Below are 16784 nucleotides of genomic sequence, written 5' to 3' on the forward strand. Positions count from 1 at the left end.
CTAAGTAGTAGCACTGCTCAATACGCCTATCAATGACTAAGCGTTATATCAACGCATTCGCAGGGAAAGAACTTCGGCATGCAGCCACTCGATAAGACGCTTCGCAATCAACTCGACCGTACCATCCGCAAGGCTCGTCCGGTCGCCGAAAAGGCTGCCGAAGCTGCCTTGGAACAGCTCGGTGTAGGTGAAAGCTCACCACCCGACTATCTCGAAGAAGATCAGCGCACCCGGCGCCGCCGGCTACGCGCCCATGCCCGTAGTTTGGGCGACCCGCTCAAGGATGGCGCCCAGGCCGTGGTCCATCTGATTGGCGAGATCGCCTACGAGCATTGGCACCGCATGCTGTTCGCCCGCTTTTTGACCGAGAACGACTTGCTGATGTACGACGGCGTAGCCGTCACCTTAGAGGAATGCGAAGAGCTGGCGGAAGAGGAGGGCCAACCCAGCGGCTGGGCCTTGGCCGCCCGGCTCGCCAGCACCATGTTGCCCCAGGTCTTTCGCATCGACAGTCCAGTGTTCGAGCTGATTCTGGCCGCCGAGTACCAGCAAGATCTGGAAGGCTTATTGATTGATTTGCCCGTGGAGGTCTTCCAGGCAAGCGACAGCCTGGGGTGGGTTTATCAGTTCTGGCAGACCGATAATAAGGAGCGTATTAACCGCTCCGAGGTGAAGATCGGCGCCGACGAACTGCCCGCGGTGACACAGCTCTTCACCGAGCCTTATATGGTCGACTTCTTGCTGGATAACAGTCTGGGCGCTTGGTGGGCCGCCCGTCGCTTATCGGAAACCGACCTGGCCAGCGCTAAGAGCGAGCAGGAGCTGCGCGATAAGGCCAGGCTGCCCGGCGTGCCGCTGGACTACCTGCGCTTCGTCAAGGACGAGGAAACTGGCCGTTGGACCCCCGCCGCCGGCACCTTCGATGCCTGGCCACAGAGCCTCGCCGAGCTCAAGACCCTGGACCCCTGCTGCGGCAGCGGTCATTTCTTGGTCGCCGCCCTGTTAATGCTGGTGCCCATCCGGATGGAGTTGGAAGGGTACTCCGCCCGTGACGCCGTGGATGCGGTGTTGCGTGAAAACCTACACGGCTTGGAGATCGACCAACGCTGCGTGGAGCTGGCCGCCTTTGCACTAGCTCTTGCCGCTTGGCGCTATCCAAATACTGGTGGCTATCGCTCTCTGCCCAATCTTCATCTTGCTTGTTCCGGATTGCCGATCAGCGTTGCTAAAGAGGAGTGGAAAGCCCTGGGGCTGGACAAGAAAAACCTCACCATCGCTCTGGATTGGCTTTATGACAGTTTCAAGGATGCCCCTGTCCTCGGTAGTCTGCTCGATCCCACCCGTACCAGCGCAGCCCAGATCGCTCAGTGGGAAGAACTTTCTAAGGCTTTAAATAATGCGCTTTCTCAAGAAGGAAGCGACGAGCAGTATGAAACGGCCGTGACCGCCCAAGGCTTGGTTAAAGCCGCTACTTTGTTGAGCGATCGTTACCAGTGGGTCATTACTAATGTGCCATATTTGGCCCGTAGCAAGCAGCATCCCAAAATTCAGACATTCTGCGCTGATTACTACCCCGCAGCTAAAAATGACTTGGCAACAGTTTTCCTTGAACGGTGCTTGGAGCTCTGTGTAGAAGGAGGCACTACGAGCAATGTATTGCCGCAGAACTGGCTATTTTTGACTGGCTACAAAAAGTTTAGGGAAAAGCTACTTCGGAACGACGTTTGGCACTTGGTCGCAAGGTTAGGACCTGGCGCTTTTGAAACTATTAGCGGTGAAGTGGTCAAGGCGATTCTTGTCAACATTAGCCGAGGTAATGGCGAGAGCTACTTGGTAGATCTTCTGAATTCAAATGGCGCAAGCAATCAATTTAGGGGAGTGGATGTTTCTGAGTTGCGCACAACAGCCCAGAAAGCGATTCAATTGCTGACTAATGAGGTCAAGTCGGTTGGCCAAGCTAAGCAACTAGAAAATCAGGATAATAGAATTGCTTTTGAGCAAATAGATCCAGCTGCATTGTTGAAAGAATATGCCATTAGTGTTCAAGGACTAGCAACAAGCGATGATCCTCAGTTCACAATTGCATTCTGGGAAATTGAGAAAATATTAAATGGTTGGGTTGGATTAAGAGGAACTGTAGATAGCACCGTTGATTTTGGCGGCTGCGAGAGACTGATTTTATGGAATGGCGGCACCGGCCGGTACTATGATCATGCGATGGCTCTTAAAAAAGAGGGGCGTCTGGGGGGGTGGAAATCCGGTACCGAAGCGCGAGGAAAAAAAGGAATTATAATATCTCAGATGAGTCATATCCCAGTCTCATTATACCATGGCGATTTTTACGACCATAATGCATGTGTTGTTATTCCTAATGATAAAGCAGAGCTAGCCCAACTTTGGTGTTATTTATCTGATTTTTCATTTTATAATGAGGTTAGAAAAATAGATCAGTCACTTAAACCATCTAATAACACATTCCTAGCTGTTCCATTCGATGTTAATTTTTGGTCTAATAAAGCAAAAGAAAAATACCCAAATGGTTTACCTAAACCCTACACTAATGATCCCACCCAATGGATCTTCCACGGACACCCCTGCGCTTCGGTAATCTGGGACGAAGATACCAAATGGACCGCCCATGGCCCGCTGCGCACCGACGATACCGTGCTGCAGGTGGCCGTGGCGCGGCTGCTGGACTACCGCTGGCCGGCGGAGCTGGACCCGGAGATGGAACTGGCCGAAGAGCAACGCGAGTGGGTCAGGCGTTGTGAGGCGCTGCTGGGCCATGCCGACCGTGACGGTATCGTCTGCTTGCCGGCAGTGCGCGGTGAGCGCCGCGCCGTGGACCGCCTAGAAGCGCTGCTGGCTGATGCCTATGGAGATAAGTGGTCCTCTACAACTCGCGGTAAGCTGCTGGGAAGCGTCGACCACGCTGGCAAGAACCTGGAAAGCTGGTTGCGCGATAAGTTCTTCGCCCAGCACTGCAAGCTGTTCCAGAATCGCCCCTTCATCTGGCACATCTGGGACGGCCTTAAAGACGGCTTCTCAGCACTAGTGAACTACCACAAACTCGACTACAAGGCGCTGGAAACCCTCACCTATACCTATCTGGGTGACTGGATTACTCAGCAGAAAAAGCAGATAAGCGAGGACATTGACGGCGCTGAGGCTCGCCTAGCCGCCGCGGAGTCACTGCAGAAGAGCCTGGAGCTGATTCTCGAAGGCGAAGGCTATCCCGGCCAGGATTACGGCTACGATATCTTCGTGCGTTGGAAACCCTTGGAAGAGCAGTCCATCGGCTGGAACCCCGACCTAAATGATGGCGTGCGGCTCAACATCCGCCCCTTCATGTCTGTGCCCGACGTCAAGAAGAGAGGCGCAGGTGTGCTCGTTCACAAGCCCAACATCCACTGGAAGAAGGACCGCGGCAAGGACGTGAAGTCTGCCCCTTGGTACCAACTTGGCCCCCAGATGGGCGGCGCAAAGGGTGACCGAATTAACGATTACCACCTTACGTTGGCGGCGAAACAAAAGGCACGGGAAGGGGAGAAGTAATCGATGGTAAAAAAGATTAGTGGTGCTGAATATCCACTGGCCAAGATATTTAGTTCAGAATTTGAATACATTATTCCTTCATACCAGCGACCCTATGCTTGGACTATCGATCAAGCTTCAGAGCTGTTTGATGATCTATATGATTTTTACCGCTCAGAGGAAGAAGAGGGCTACTTTCTTGGCAGTATTGTACTGATAAAGGAAGAGGCTAAGCCACAGGCTGAGGTCATCGATGGTCAGCAACGCCTGACTACGCTCACGATTCTAATAGCTGCCCTCACTTTTAATGTGGAAGGTGAGGACCGCGCTACGCTGCGTGAGTACGTTATAGAGCGTGGAAACAAATATGAGGGCGTAAAAGCCAAGCCACGTCTTACGCTGCGCGAACGTGATCGTGATTTTTTCTCGCGATACGTACAGAGTTTCAATTTCGAAAAGCTGCTCGCGCTTGGTAAACAGTCCCTTGAAAACGAGTCTCAAAAAAATATTCAGGCCAATAGCCTACTGCTGCTGAAGCGGATCTCTGATCGCTTTGAGACAGATCAGGAACAGTTGAACAGTTTCGTCGGTTTTCTTTTGCAACGTTGTTTTCTGGTAGCCGTATCCACCCCCAGCCAGAAATCAGCCTTCCGAGTGTTCTCCGTTATGAACAGTCGCGGGCTGGATCTCCAGCCAACGGATATCATCAAGGCGGATGTCATTGGCAAGCTTCCAACTACCAGCGAGCAGGAAATTTATAATGAACGTTGGGAGGACATGGAAGTCGATTTGGGTCGCGCCGGTTTCAACGACTTGTTTGCTTACGTTCGCATGATTCATGCAAGGGAGAAGTCCAAACGGTCCCTGTTGGAGGAGTTTCGAACTCACGTCCTGACACGAGTGAACAATGCGCGCACGTTAATTAAGGAAGTGTTGGAGCCCTATGCTGAGACCCTCTCAATTTTGCGAGAGTCTCATTATGTCGCCGAGACTGATGCAGAAGAGATTAATCGCTCATTGCGCTGGCTGAATCGGATCGACAACTCGGATTGGGTTCCGCCTGCAATGGTATTTTTGGCAAACCACAAGGATGAGCCCACTTATGTGGCTTGGTTCTTCAGAAAGCTGGAACGCCTAGCGGCCTATACCCACATTTGCGCGAAAAACGTGAATCAGCGTATCGAGCGCTACGCTCTCCTGATCGCGGCGTTGCAGCAGCCACATGATTATGACAATCCTCCTCTGGCTATTGAACTAACGGATCAGGAAAAGTCTGATATGCGGAAAGCCCTGCAAGGCGATATCTATACATTGACTGCCCGCCGACGTAACTACCTGATATTGAGGTTGGATTCATTCGTATCGGATGGTGCAGCAACCTATGATCCAACGGTACTTACCATCGAGCATGTATTGCCACAGACTGTGCTGAGCGATAGTCGTTGGACCGAGTGGTGGCCAGAATCAGAGGTGCGGGAGCAATGGGTTCATCGTCTAGCCAATCTTGTACCCCTGAACAAACGTCGAAACTCTCAGGCTCAGAACTACGACTTTGGCAAAAAGAAAGACGCCTATTTTCGCGGTCGCAGCAATGTCTCGTCCTACGCGCTTACCAGCCAAGTGCTTGGTGAAGAACAATGGACGCCCGAAGTGGTAAAAAAACGCCAGACCGAATTGATCCAAGTACTGGCTGACAAGTGGGAACTCTGAGGCATGAGGGTAATCGAGAAGCTGGTTGAGCGGATCCGTCAGGCCGCCGTTTATAACCCAGATGTGCAGGCCGCTCCAGCCTGTATCCTGTGGCCTGACCGTGAGAGGCTGTGGGAGCTGGCGATCGCTCAGATCCAAGCAGATTTGCCTGAGCTCCTTGTTTTGGGCGACTACGCCCCTGAGAGGCGCAGCGGCCCAGCCATCTGGCTAAGATGCGCCATTGCCGGCACCCTTGAGGGTATTATATATGATGCCGAGACGCCTCCGATTCTCTACCTGCCTGGCGTGGGCCGCCAGGATCTGCGTGCTGTCAGCGAGTGCCCGGAAGCGCTCAAGCCATTGGCCGAACTGCAGTATCGGGGGATGATCTGGACCCAGGTAAATGCCAAGGACTGGACACCGCTGGCGTTTCTTTCCTCTCAACAGGGTGGTTTGAATCTTGATATCGCCAGAGATGGTGCCACTCGCCAGTCGGTTCTTGCAGTACTTCCTCGGTTGCTCAAAGAGGAGATAACTGATCTCCAGGACCGCCACTTGGATTCTGATGCTTTTAACACTCTGTTGACCGGTGGCGATCCGGTGCGTGACCTACTGGAATGGCTTAATCAGTCCGAGGCCATGAAGGGCGGTATGTCCAGTCACGAATGGCGAGCCTTTTGCCAGGTATGCCACTCCCGTTTTGGTATCCACCCTGAGCGGCACAGCGCTTTGGAGGTTGCGGAAAAGCTGACCCAGCGTCAGGGTAGCTGGAAGCCGGTGTGGCTGCGCTTCACCGAGGCACCCCACCGTTATCCTCAACTAATCGAGCAACTTCGTCGGCTCACGCCACCTGATCTGGGACTTTTCCCCAACATGGAAGAGATGGCGGTATGGCCTCAGCTCAATCAGCAAGAAGAGGAGAGGCTCTATCACGCATTGTGCGAGCTGGACAACAAGCCGGCCCACCAGGCGCGCGAGCGACTCGAGGTGCTGGAGGGTGAGCACGGCATGCGTCGTGACTGGGTATGGGCCGACCTGAGAGAAAGCCCACTGGCCATGGCTCTGGCGCCGCTTGTCGTTCTGGCAAAAGTCACTCAGAACAGCTTGGCGGGTGGTGAGGCCGAGGACATGCGCAAGTCCTACGCTTGTGATGGTTGGAAGGCCGATGATGCCCTGCTCCGTGCCCTAGCCGAAGTGACCGGCCAACGTGAGCAGGAAGCCATCTTTACGGCGATTCGTAGCGTCTATTATCGCTGGGCCGATGAAGCTGCCCGTCACCTGCAGCACGTCTGGAAGCCGGGCGTGGATGGTCTCAAGCGAGGTGAAGGCTCGTCCCATGCGCGCCCGGGGGAGTGCGTGCTGTTCGTGGATGGTCTGCGCCTGGATTGCGGTAAACGCTTGACGCAGCTGCTGACTAGGCGAGGTTTGGAGATCCAAGAGTATTCCACTTGGGCCGCTCTGCCTAGTGTGACGGGCACCGGTAAGTATGCGGTCGCTCCAATCATTGATAGTGATGCCATCCATGAAGAGCCAGAGGGTTATCAGTTCACTCCGATTACCCATCACTTATTCAAGAAGCTGTTACGCGATCACGGCTGGCAGGTGCTGGAGCGCCGTCAGGTGGAGCAGTTGCACAAGGAGACGCTGGATACCTCCAAGCCTACCTGGTGCGAATTTGGTGATATCGACCATGCCGGACACGAACGCGGCTGGAAGCTTGCGCAGCACGTAGATGACATGCTGGCGGAAGTGGCAGAGCGCATCCAGGCACTGTTGGCTCAGGGATGGCCCCAGGTGCGGGTGGTGACAGATCATGGCTGGCTACTGCTGCCAGGGGAGCTGTCCAAGACCGAACTGCCGGCCAGCCTGGTAGACACCAAATGGGGGCGCTGTGCGGCGCTCAAGCAGGGGGCTCATACCGAAGCAGCCCGTTTCCCCTGGTACTGGAACGAACAGGTGCATTTCGCCTTGGCGGAGAGCATTGATTGCTTCAAGGCGGGGGAAACCTATACCCATGGCGGCTTGAGCCTGCAGGAGTGCGTGACGCCGGAGCTGGTGGTTACGGGCACGGCTGGCCCCAAGCCTACCGTAGTGATCGACGACCTGGTTTGGAAAGGCTTGCGCTGTACACTGGCTTTAGAGGGCGACAGCGAAGGACTGACCCTGGACCTACGCCGACATGCCGCGGATCCAGCCAGCAGCTTGGTGTTGTCACCCAAGCCCTTCAAGGCAGGAGGTAAGTCATCGGTGGTGGTCGACGATGACGATCTCGAGGGCGAGGCAGCTCAGGCCGTCATTCTGGATAGCGCCGGGCAGGTTATCGCCCAGCGCTTCACCACCATCGGCGGTGATGACTGACAAGGGAAACGTCATGGAACTCGATGATCTGGATCGCAAGGCCGCCGAGCAGTTAGATGGCTTTCTGGTGCGCAAGGACTTGGTACGCACCTTTGCCCGCCAGTTCCCGGTGCCGACTTACGTGGTGGAATTCCTGCTGGGCCGCTACTGCGCCAGTACCGATCCGGAGGAGATTGAGGAAGGCTTGGAAGTCGTACAGCGACAGCTCAAGTCACGCACGATCAAGGCTGGAGAGGAGGAGCTGTTCAAGGCGCGTGCCCGTGAGAAGGGCGAGATCAAGATCATCGACTTGATCCAGGCGCGACTCGACACCAAGAACGACACCTACATGGCCAGCTTGCCCAGCCTGCGCCTGAACGACGTGCGTATCCCAGACGAGTTGGTTAGCGAGCATGAACGCATGCTCACCGGAGGCTTCTATGCCGAGCTCACGCTGGAGTATGACGCCAGCATCGCTCAGGAACAGGGGGGGCGTCCCTTCGGTATCCGTGCCCTGCGTGAGATTCAGCTCTCCAAGCGCGATGTGCTTGATGAACTGTCCCGTGCCCGCCGCGAATTTACCACCGAGGAGTGGAAGGTTTTCCTGCTGCGCTCCACTGGGATCGAATCCAATAGCTTGAGCGAGCGCGAGAAGAACGCCATGTTGCTGCGCATGGTGCCTTTCGTGGAGCGCAACTATAACGTCGTGGAGCTGGGTCCCCGTGGTACTGGCAAGAGCCATCTGTTCCAGCAGGTATCGCCTTACGCTCACTTGATTTCCGGTGGCAAGGCCACGGTGGCCAAGATGTTCGTCAATAACGCTAATGGCCAGCGGGGTCTGGTATGCCAGTATGACGTCGTCTGCTTCGACGAGGTGTCCGGCATTTCCTTCGATAGCAAGGATGGCGTCAACATCATGAAAGGCTACATGGAGAGCGGTGAGTTCTCTCGTGGAAAGGAGAGCATTCGGGCCGATGGCTCCATCGTATTAGTAGGCAACTTCGACGTAGACGTGGAACACCAGCAGCGCATCGGGCATCTGTTCGGACCTCTGCCGGAGGAAATGCGGCAGGACACCGCTTTCATGGATCGCATTCATGCCTTCCTGCCGGGCTGGGACGTACCCAAGGTCAGCAAGGAACTACTGACCGATCATTTCGGTCTGGTCAGCGACTTTCTATCGGAGTGCTGGAGCCAGTTGCGCAGCCAGAGCCGCGTATCGCAGTGGCAGGGTCGGGTGTTCTTCGGAGGCGCGTTGTCTGGGCGTGACACCAATGCGGTTAACAAGACCGCCAGCGGTCTATTGAAGCTGCTCTATCCAGGCGATGACCTCGCGCCCAGTGACGATGACCTCGAGTGGGCCGTCCATATTGCCATGGAGGCCCGCCGGCGGGTTAAGGAACAGCAGAAGCGCATCGGCGCGGCCGAGTTCCGAAACACCCACTTCAGCTACACCATGGGGGAAGACGGTGTAGAGAAGTTTGTGGCCACACCAGAGCTACAGAGCGACAACAGCATTGGCAACGATCCGCTGGAGCCTGGTCAGGTTTGGAGCATCAGTCCTGGCGGTCAGGGGGCCAGTGGTCAGGAAGAACATCCTGGCCTGTTCCGCATCGAGGTTAACGAAGGCCCTGGCACCGGCGTGAAGATCCTCAACAAGCCCGTGCCCCCCGCGTTTCGTGAGAGTATCAGCTATGCCGAGCAGAACCTCTACACTCGCGCCGGTCAGTTGGTAGGTGACAAGGAACCACGCCAGCATGAGTTCACTGTGCAGCTGCGTGCTTTCGATGCCGCCAAGGCCGGCACCAAGCTGGGGGTGGCGTCCCTGATCTCCATGAGTTCGTCACTGCTCAAGCGAAGCCTGCGCGGCGGCCTTATCGTGGTCGGCGAGATCAACCTCGGCGGCTCCATCGAGCCAGTCCACAACCCGGTGACCTTGGTAGAGATCGCCGTGGAGAAAGGTGCCACCGCTATTTTGATGCCGGTGACTTGCCGCAAGATGCTATTCGACCTCTCCGATGAGATGGCCACGAAGGTAGACATCCAATTTTACCTAGATGCCCGTGATGCACTTTTGAAATCGTTGGGGGAGTAGAGTGGTCGCGGTTTGGTTGCTGATTGACCGTAACCAATGCTAATCATGTAAAGCATGGAATTTACCAAGTGACTGAAAAATAGAGTAAACCGCATTGCAGGCGCGGCCCGATTTTGCCTTTCGCTGCACTCATAATCCCTTGGTCGCAGGTTCGAGTCCTGCAGGGCCCACCAATCAGATCAATACGTTACAGATAATCCTGTTTGTCATGAAATACGCTTTTTGTATTTTGGAAGCATATAGGAAGCATGGCGAAACGTTTCTATTTTGATTCCTCTCCAGCAGTTCGGGTTTCCCCACATATTTCTCAGTGCAGTTAATTGAATTGCAGGCCATGGCCAAACCGTGGACACCGCTCTTGGCATTTCTGGCATTTTCTCGGTAGCTCTGTGTGGCTTTTGAATAGTCGTCGGATTCGAGTAATGCCATTCGTGCTGGCGGTTCAGCTTCCTATCTAGTATCGCCCCCTGTGGGATCACTTACCGTTTAAAGCGTATAAGCCGTAGTTGCTCTCGTATCTCAAGCTGCTATCAGTACGACAAGGCTGCGGAAAGTTTATCGGCAGGTTTAAAACGATATCGATGAATTTGCTAATTAAATAATTACTTCTATTGTCAAAAGCATGTTACACCCACTTTGATCTGGTTTCGTCAATTAAGTGCCCTGGCCTGGTCGGCTTGAGCTCGGCCGATGCCTAAATATCCAGGTGTGTAGTACAGCCTGCCAACATGGCTATCAGGCATGAACATGGTGAGCTATATGGCCGAAGATATCTTGTCATGGAGGAGAAGATGTTCCCATCGGACGATTTCGATGAGCTATGGCGGTTTTTTGAGGACGTGCCGCGTTTGAGGAATGCTCTTCAAAATGAGGCGCAACAGCATTTATTTAATCGGCTAGTCAGTGCAACTCACCACCAGGGATGGGACTGGTGGACTGTAAAATCGGCTCAATATGGCCCTGCTCGGGTAGGGCGGAATAACGATCTGGAGAAGGGAACAGCATCCGTACTGGCAAACATTGATGCGCAGGATGGTCAACTTCTGATAAAGCTGAACAAACGCGTCTCGGAAGCTGATGAAGGCTGGCGGCTGCTGGACGAATCTCTGGTAGCTCGCCTTGAAAGCGAAGAATTTGCGGCAGCTTTTCGAGACGAGCAGCAGGTGGGCCGCTCAGGGCGCTGGCCAGCAGATTACTATCGTCACAAGGAATCTCCTGCAATGTCCGACCGGCACTTGCCTCTTAATCAAATTCTTTTCGGGCCTCCCGGTACCGGAAAGACTCATGCCACTGTCAATGCTGCCCTGGAAATCCTGGATGCCGACTATCTGGAAGCTCATCAAGACGATCGGGCGGCACTGAAGTTACGCTTTGATGCGTTGGTAGAGCGGGGTCAGGTGTCTTTTGTGACCTTCCATCAGAGCTTTAGCTACGAGGATTTTGTAGAAGGTCTGCGTGCCACTTCTGTGGATGGGCAGCTTCAATACGAGGTGGAAGCGGGAATTTTTAAAAGGTTATGTGAACGTGCCAGCCTTGGTCGTGCCGAGACAGACGATCCTTTTGATCAGGCGCTAAAGCGTCTACAAGAACATGCCGCTGCGAATGATGGACAGCTGCAGATGCAGACCATTTGGGATAAACCCTTTACCGCGTTCTATTCAGGTGGAGAAACGTTAAAGGTTTTTCCTCAAAGTTCTCAGTCGAATGTGAATGGATATCGTGCCAATCTGGAGTTGGTCCGTCAGTATTATCAGACAGGGAACAAAGGGGGCATCTACAACGCGTCTTACGTCGAGGGCGTGCTTTTATATCTACAGCGAGAGTTTGGGCTGTCACCTTACCAGGCACCATCAGCTGATCCGGCCGAGCGGGAAAAATTTGTCCTGATTATTGATGAAATCAACCGCGGTAACGTCTCGCGCATATTTGGCGAGCTGATCTCTTTGATTGAAGACGGCAAGCGTGCGGAAGCCAACGAGGCGCTTTCAGTTATCCTTCCTTATTCAAAGGAACGTTTTAGCGTACCCGGTAATGTCTATTTGATTGGCACCATGAATACCGCCGATCGCTCACTGGCGGGACTGGATATCGCTCTTAGACGCCGCTTCATGTTCCATGAAATGCCATCCCGCCCGGAACTGTTGGATCAGGTAGTCGTAGAAGGCATCAACATCGGTGAACTGCTCCGCACGCTGAATCAGCGCATCGAAGTGCTATTGGACCGGGAGCATTGTCTGGGCCATGCGTACTTCATGCCATTGATTAAAGAGCCTGAGCTCGCGCGGCTGGCTCTGATCTTTCGTAATCAGATACTGCCACTGCTGCAGGAATATTTTTTCGAAGACTGGCAGCGTATTCAATGGGTACTGAACGATCATCGCAAGAGGGCTGCAGATCGCTTTGTTTATCAACCACGCCATGATGTGCACGGGTTATTCGGTGAAGCAGTGCGCCTGCCGGCGCACCATCTGCCCTGGCGGCTCAATGACGAAGCGTTCGAACGCCTCACAGCCTATGCCGGTATTACCCATGGCGCGGGTATAGCGGCTGACCAAGAGCCTGTAGACAAGGCTGAATTAACGTGAAGGCATGGATCACGGTCAGGGAATACGCTCGTCTGACAACAGAGCCAATAGACAACCCCAGTCTGGATCGCGCTCATGTTTCGGTCACTGTGTTTGATTGGCTGTGTCAGCTCAACGAGTCTTTTGAGCGGGGTGGCGCGAACCTGATTCAGGTGGAAGGTCGACGCTGGCTAAGACTCGATAACTATGTTGGCGTACTGGAAGCCCCATGCGGTACCTGCCTTGAAATCCTTCCAAAGCACCTTGAAGCCACGGATGACATTGTACAAGGCCGTCAGCTTTTGCGACGAATGATTCAGGCGGCGCTGGATCTGCCGACGCGTGAAGTAGGCACTGCTGCGCTTGAGTTGTTTGACGCGCCTCTTTCCGAATGGGTCATGCGGCAGTTTCTCGAGGCGCTGGAATATGTCATCAAGCGGGGAGTGCGCTTTGACTATCGACGTATCGAGGAGGAGCAGCCCTTTCTGCGCGGCCAGCTTGATGTGGTGGGTCAGATGCGCCAGCCGCCGGGGAAACAGCACCATTTCCGGATACGTCACGATCTCTTTGGGCCGGATAGACCGGAAAATCGCCTGCTCAAATTGGCGCTGGAACAGGTATGCAGGTCGACCCAGGTAAGCAGTAGTTGGCGGCTGGGCCATGAGCTGCGCAGTATGCTTTCTGAAGTGCCGGCCAGTCATGACCCGCGACAGGACTTTAGAGCATGGCGGACAGATCGCCTGATGGCGCATTACCAGGCAGTACGTCCGTGGTGCCAATTGATCCTCGATCAGACCATGCCGATAGCGGTTGCCGGGCAGCAATACGGTATGAGTCTACTTTTCCCCATGGAGCAGTTGTTCGAGCAGTACGTAGCTCGTTACCTGGAGCGGGCAAAGTCATCCGATACTCGATTGAAAACGCAGGCAGCCAGTGCCTGGCTCTGTCGGCATGCAGGAGGAAATTTCTTTCAGCTGCGCCCTGATCTCCTATTAAGTCAGGGTAATCGTCACTGGGTGCTGGATACCAAGTGGAAGCGTCTGAATGCCGAAGCCCGTAACCGAAACTATGGCCTTTCCCAGGCAGACTTCTACCAGCTCTTTGCCTATGGGCACAAATATCTAGAAGGGCAGGGAGATGTGGTGCTGATTTATCCGGCGCACTCTGAATTCAACGATCGGCTTGAAGTGTTCGATTTCTCGTCAACGCTAAAACTTTGGGTGTTGCCTTTTGATCTGGAACGGACTTGCCTGATTGGCGCCGAGACAGCAGGGTTGCCTATATCGAACCGGGCGAGCGTTGGCAAAGCTCTTCCGGTTTGATCTTGTTTCAAGCGGCAGGCTTTGGCTTTATACAAAGCCGGTTGCGGTTTGGTTGCTGATTGACCGCAGCCGATGCTCATTGTGTAAATCGTGGAGTTTACCAAGTTACTGAAGATTATAGTAAACCGCATAGTAATCATGGCCTGACTGTATACGTTTACTGTACTAATAAAACTTAAAAAATTTCGCAAGGAAAGTTCTGGAAAATACCGCTTTTGTCATGCCCCGGCGTAAAGTGGCTCTTGTCGTTTAATTCATGCAAATAAAGCCTGTAGATACCGAGTTTGGTGTCGCACTCTGAGCCGGGGTCTTGAAAAGAAGTAGAAAAGTAAACGGTTTAAATAGATATCAGACCAAAAACTGGGCTTTGCCATCGCCAAATGACCAGTCGGCATCTTTGTTCTCGGTAATCACGATCATGAGGTTGGCCGGGTCAACGTCTACCTTTTGTTCGAGTGTCTCGGCCACTTTTTTATAAAAATGCTGCTTGGCCGTACTTGAACGCCCCGAGCGCATGGTCAGTTGCAGGATCAACGCGTCACCGCTGCGCGTCTGCAGTTCAATACGTTCGGCGGGTAGCGCCTGAATGATCTGATAGCGGTCATCAACGGGAAAGTCGAGAGTTTCAATGACGACTTCATTGACGATATCGGCCACCTGACGATACCACTCCTGGGGGTAATGGTCGGCAGCGGTGATAGTAACCAGGGGCATGATCATATCCTTGTTAGAAAAATGCCGGCGCCTTTGACGCCGGCATCAGAGGCTTAATGTGTCGGCATGGTAAAGCTATTGGTTTCTTCGCGAATGCCGCTCGGCCAACGCTGTGTGATGGTCTTCATGCGGGTGTAGAAACGTACGCCATCACTGCCATGCATGTGCAGGGGGCCGAAGAGCGAGCGCTTCCAGCCGCCGAAGCTGTGAAAGGCCATCGGCACCGGAATCGGGACGTTAACGCCTACCATGCCGACCTGAATCTGCTCGCAGTACTGACGTGCTGCGTCACCGTCGCGGGTAAAGATGGCGGTGCCATTGCCGAACTCGTGATCGTTGATCATGGCCACGGCGTCATCGAAGCTTTCAGCACGGCTGATGGCCAGTACCGGCCCGAAGATCTCCTCGGAGTGGATTCGCATGCCCGGCTTGACGTGATCAAAGAGCGTACCGCCAATGAAATAACCCTGACCGGTGCCTTCCAGCTGTGCTTCTCGGCCATCAACGACCAGCTCGGCGCCTTCCTCAACGCCCACGCCAATATAGTCACGAACCTTGTCAAGGTGGTCAGCGGTAATCAGCGGGCCCATGTCGTTGTCGGGTCCATCGACCAGTCCCGGGCCGACACGTAGTGTTCCAAGCTTCTCGACCAGCTTTTCACGCAGGCGATTGGCAGTTTCTTCACCGACGGGGACGGCCACCGAAATTGCCATGCAGCGTTCCCCGGCACTGCCGTAGGCGGCGCCCATCAGAGCATCCACAGCCTGGTCCAGATCGGCATCCGGCATGATGACCATATGGTTTTTGGCACCGCCGAGGGCCTGCACGCGCTTGCCATGCTGGGATGCCGTGGCGTAGATGTACTCGGCAATAGGCGTGGAACCCACAAAGCTGACGGCCTGAACGCGCTCATCGGTCAACAGGACATCCACGGATTCCTTGTCGCCGTTGACCACGTTGAACACACCTTCCGGCAGGCCTGCCTCGGTCAAAAGCTCGGCCAGACGCATCGGGGTAGACGGGTCCTTCTCGGAAGGCTTCATGATGAAGGTGTTGCCGCAGGCCAGTGCGATCGGGAACATCCACATTGGAACCATGGCCGGGAAATTGAACGGCGAGATACCGGCGCATACACCCACCGGCTGCATCAGCGAGTAGCTGTCCACGCCGGTGCCGACGTTCATGGAGTGCTCGCCTTTTTGCAGATGGGGAATGCCACAGGCGAACTCGACCACTTCAAGGCCGCGGGTCAGCTCGCCCTTTGCATCAGAGAACACCTTGCCATGCTCGCTGGAAATCAGGCGTGCGAGTTCATCGGCATGCTCCTCGACCAGTGCCTTGAAGCGGAACAGAATGCGGGCGCGGCGCAACGGCGTGACCCTTGACCAGCGCTTGAAGGCCTCATCGGCGATGCCGATGGCCTGGCGTGTCTCGTCGGCGGATGCCAGAGCGACCTGAGCGGACTGCTCGCCCGTGGCCGGATTGTAAACGGTTGCAAAGCGTCCGCTTTGTCCTTCTGTCAGGGCACCGTTGAGATAATGCTGGATCGTGTTCATGTGCTTACCTGCCTGTCGCGGAATAAATATCGTGTCGATTCAGATTCGGGCTCAGCCCAAGTATCATTCGGTGACCCTGAATCCGGCCTTCTCGGCCACGGCCCTGAGGCCCTGATGACCCTGTCGGGCATGGGTCATCGGGTGCGCCACACTGGGATCCTGTTCTGCCTCTACCACCAGCCAGCCCTCATAGCCCTGGGCATTCATGTGGCTGAGCGCTGGTACGAAATCGATATCGCCATCACCGGTAACGGCAAACAGGCCGTCGAGCACACCATCCAGGAAACTCTTGTCGCGGTTGCGTGTTTCCTTGAGAACATCAAAGCGCACATCCTTGCAGTGGATGTGATGGATGCGTGAGGCGTAGCGCTTTGCAACGGCCAGCGGGTCCCCATCGGCCACTACCAGATGACCAAAATCAAGCAGCAGACCGACAGCGTTACTGGTGTTATCCATCAGTCGCTCGATATCCGCCTGACTTTCCACCACGGTGCCCAGGTGATGGTGATAGACCAGCTGCACGCCATGCTCACGCAGATAGGCGCCCACCCGATCAAGCCCTTCTGTCAGGCGTGGCCAGTCGACGTCCTGCAGGTGAGGGCGCTGGGATACCGGACGCATCTGATCGCCGTGTACACAGTGAGTGACCTCGCAGAAAACCATGACATTGGCGCCGCACTGCTTTAAAAGCTGCAGATGGTCTTCGACGGCTTCAATCTCTTCTTCGACACTGCGCTCCAGCAGCTGTGACGAGTACCAGCCGGAGACAAGCGACAAATCGTGATCCCTTAAAACGGCGTTGAGGGCGTCGGGCGTACGCGGAAACTTTTGACCCAGCTCGAACCCACTGAAGCCGGCCTGCCGGCCCTCGGTCAGGCAGGTCTCAAGCGGTGTATTCCCGCCCAGGCTGGGCAGATCATCGTTGGTCCAGGTCAACGGATTGATGCCAAGACGTACTGACATGGAAATGCTC

9 protein-coding genes are annotated in these 16784 nt (G+C 54.7%); 6 read left to right on the plus strand and 3 right to left on the minus strand.

Going from position 1 to position 16784, the window contains the following annotated elements:
- Positions 1 to 78 precede the first annotated feature (78 nt).
- The 6 genes from IE123_RS02395 to IE123_RS02420 all read left to right on the plus strand — a co-directional run bounded on the left by IE123_RS02395 (position 79) and on the right by IE123_RS02420 (position 13541).
- A complete protein-coding gene (locus tag IE123_RS02395; protein WP_189514718.1) occupies positions 79 to 3555 on the plus strand; it encodes an Eco57I restriction-modification methylase domain-containing protein in 3477 nt (1158 codons plus the stop codon).
- Between the two features lie 3 nt (positions 3556 to 3558).
- A complete protein-coding gene (locus tag IE123_RS02400) occupies positions 3559 to 5244 on the plus strand; it encodes a DUF262 domain-containing protein (RefSeq protein WP_189514720.1) in 1686 nt (561 codons plus the stop codon).
- A gap of 3 nt (positions 5245 to 5247) precedes the next feature.
- Positions 5248 to 7581, plus strand: a complete 2334-nt coding sequence (gene pglZ, locus IE123_RS02405; RefSeq protein ID WP_189514722.1) for a BREX-1 system phosphatase PglZ type B — start codon at positions 5248 to 5250, stop codon at positions 7579 to 7581.
- A gap of 13 nt (positions 7582 to 7594) precedes the next feature.
- Entirely contained in the window at positions 7595 to 9655 is a 2061-nt protein-coding gene (gene brxL / locus IE123_RS02410) for a BREX system Lon protease-like protein BrxL (RefSeq protein WP_189514723.1), read from the plus strand.
- A 779-nt stretch (positions 9656 to 10434) separates the two neighbouring features.
- A complete protein-coding gene (locus IE123_RS02415; protein WP_229819540.1) occupies positions 10435 to 12240 on the plus strand; it encodes an McrB family protein in 1806 nt (601 codons plus the stop codon).
- On the plus strand, positions 12237 to 13541 hold the full coding sequence (locus IE123_RS02420) for an McrC family protein (RefSeq protein WP_189514725.1): 1305 nt from the start codon (positions 12237 to 12239) through the stop codon (positions 13539 to 13541). The genes IE123_RS02415 and IE123_RS02420 overlap by 4 nt, the downstream gene beginning before the upstream one ends.
- 348 nt (positions 13542 to 13889) lie before the next feature.
- Here IE123_RS02420 and IE123_RS02425 read toward each other — a convergent pair whose 3' ends face one another.
- From IE123_RS02425 to iolE, 3 genes are all read right to left on the minus strand, one after another.
- Positions 13890 to 14255, minus strand: a complete 366-nt coding sequence (locus tag IE123_RS02425) for a tautomerase family protein (protein WP_189514727.1) — start codon at positions 14253 to 14255, stop codon at positions 13890 to 13892.
- Between the two features lie 53 nt (positions 14256 to 14308).
- Positions 14309 to 15811 (minus strand): CoA-acylating methylmalonate-semialdehyde dehydrogenase, encoded by a 1503-nt coding sequence (locus tag IE123_RS02430; protein ID WP_189514729.1) that lies wholly within the window; start codon positions 15809 to 15811, stop codon positions 14309 to 14311.
- Positions 15812 to 15874: 63 nt separating this feature from the next.
- On the minus strand, positions 15875 to 16774 hold the full coding sequence (gene iolE, locus IE123_RS02435; protein ID WP_189514731.1) for a myo-inosose-2 dehydratase: 900 nt from the start codon (positions 16772 to 16774) through the stop codon (positions 15875 to 15877).
- Positions 16775 to 16784 lie beyond the last annotated feature (10 nt).

Origin of the sequence: Kushneria pakistanensis, from assembly GCF_014652795.1 — a bacterium.
GTDB classification, from domain to species: domain Bacteria; phylum Pseudomonadota; class Gammaproteobacteria; order Pseudomonadales; family Halomonadaceae; genus Kushneria; species Kushneria pakistanensis.

Coding starts and splice junctions, on each gene's coding strand:
- IE123_RS02395 (WP_189514718.1), top strand. CDS start 79: ATGCAGCCACTCGATAAGACGCTTCGCAATCAACTCGACCGTACCATC.
- IE123_RS02400 (WP_189514720.1), top strand. CDS start 3,559: ATGGTAAAAAAGATTAGTGGTGCTGAATATCCACTGGCCAAGATATTT.
- pglZ (WP_189514722.1), top strand. CDS start 5,248: ATGAGGGTAATCGAGAAGCTGGTTGAGCGGATCCGTCAGGCCGCCGTT.
- brxL (WP_189514723.1), top strand. CDS start 7,595: ATGGAACTCGATGATCTGGATCGCAAGGCCGCCGAGCAGTTAGATGGC.
- IE123_RS02415 (WP_229819540.1), top strand. CDS start 10,435: ATGGAGGAGAAGATGTTCCCATCGGACGATTTCGATGAGCTATGGCGG.
- IE123_RS02425 (WP_189514727.1), bottom strand. CDS start 14,255: ATGCCCCTGGTTACTATCACCGCTGCCGACCATTACCCCCAGGAGTGG.
- IE123_RS02430 (WP_189514729.1), bottom strand. CDS start 15,811: ATGAACACGATCCAGCATTATCTCAACGGTGCCCTGACAGAAGGACAA.
- iolE (WP_189514731.1), bottom strand. CDS start 16,774: ATGTCAGTACGTCTTGGCATCAATCCGTTGACCTGGACCAACGATGAT.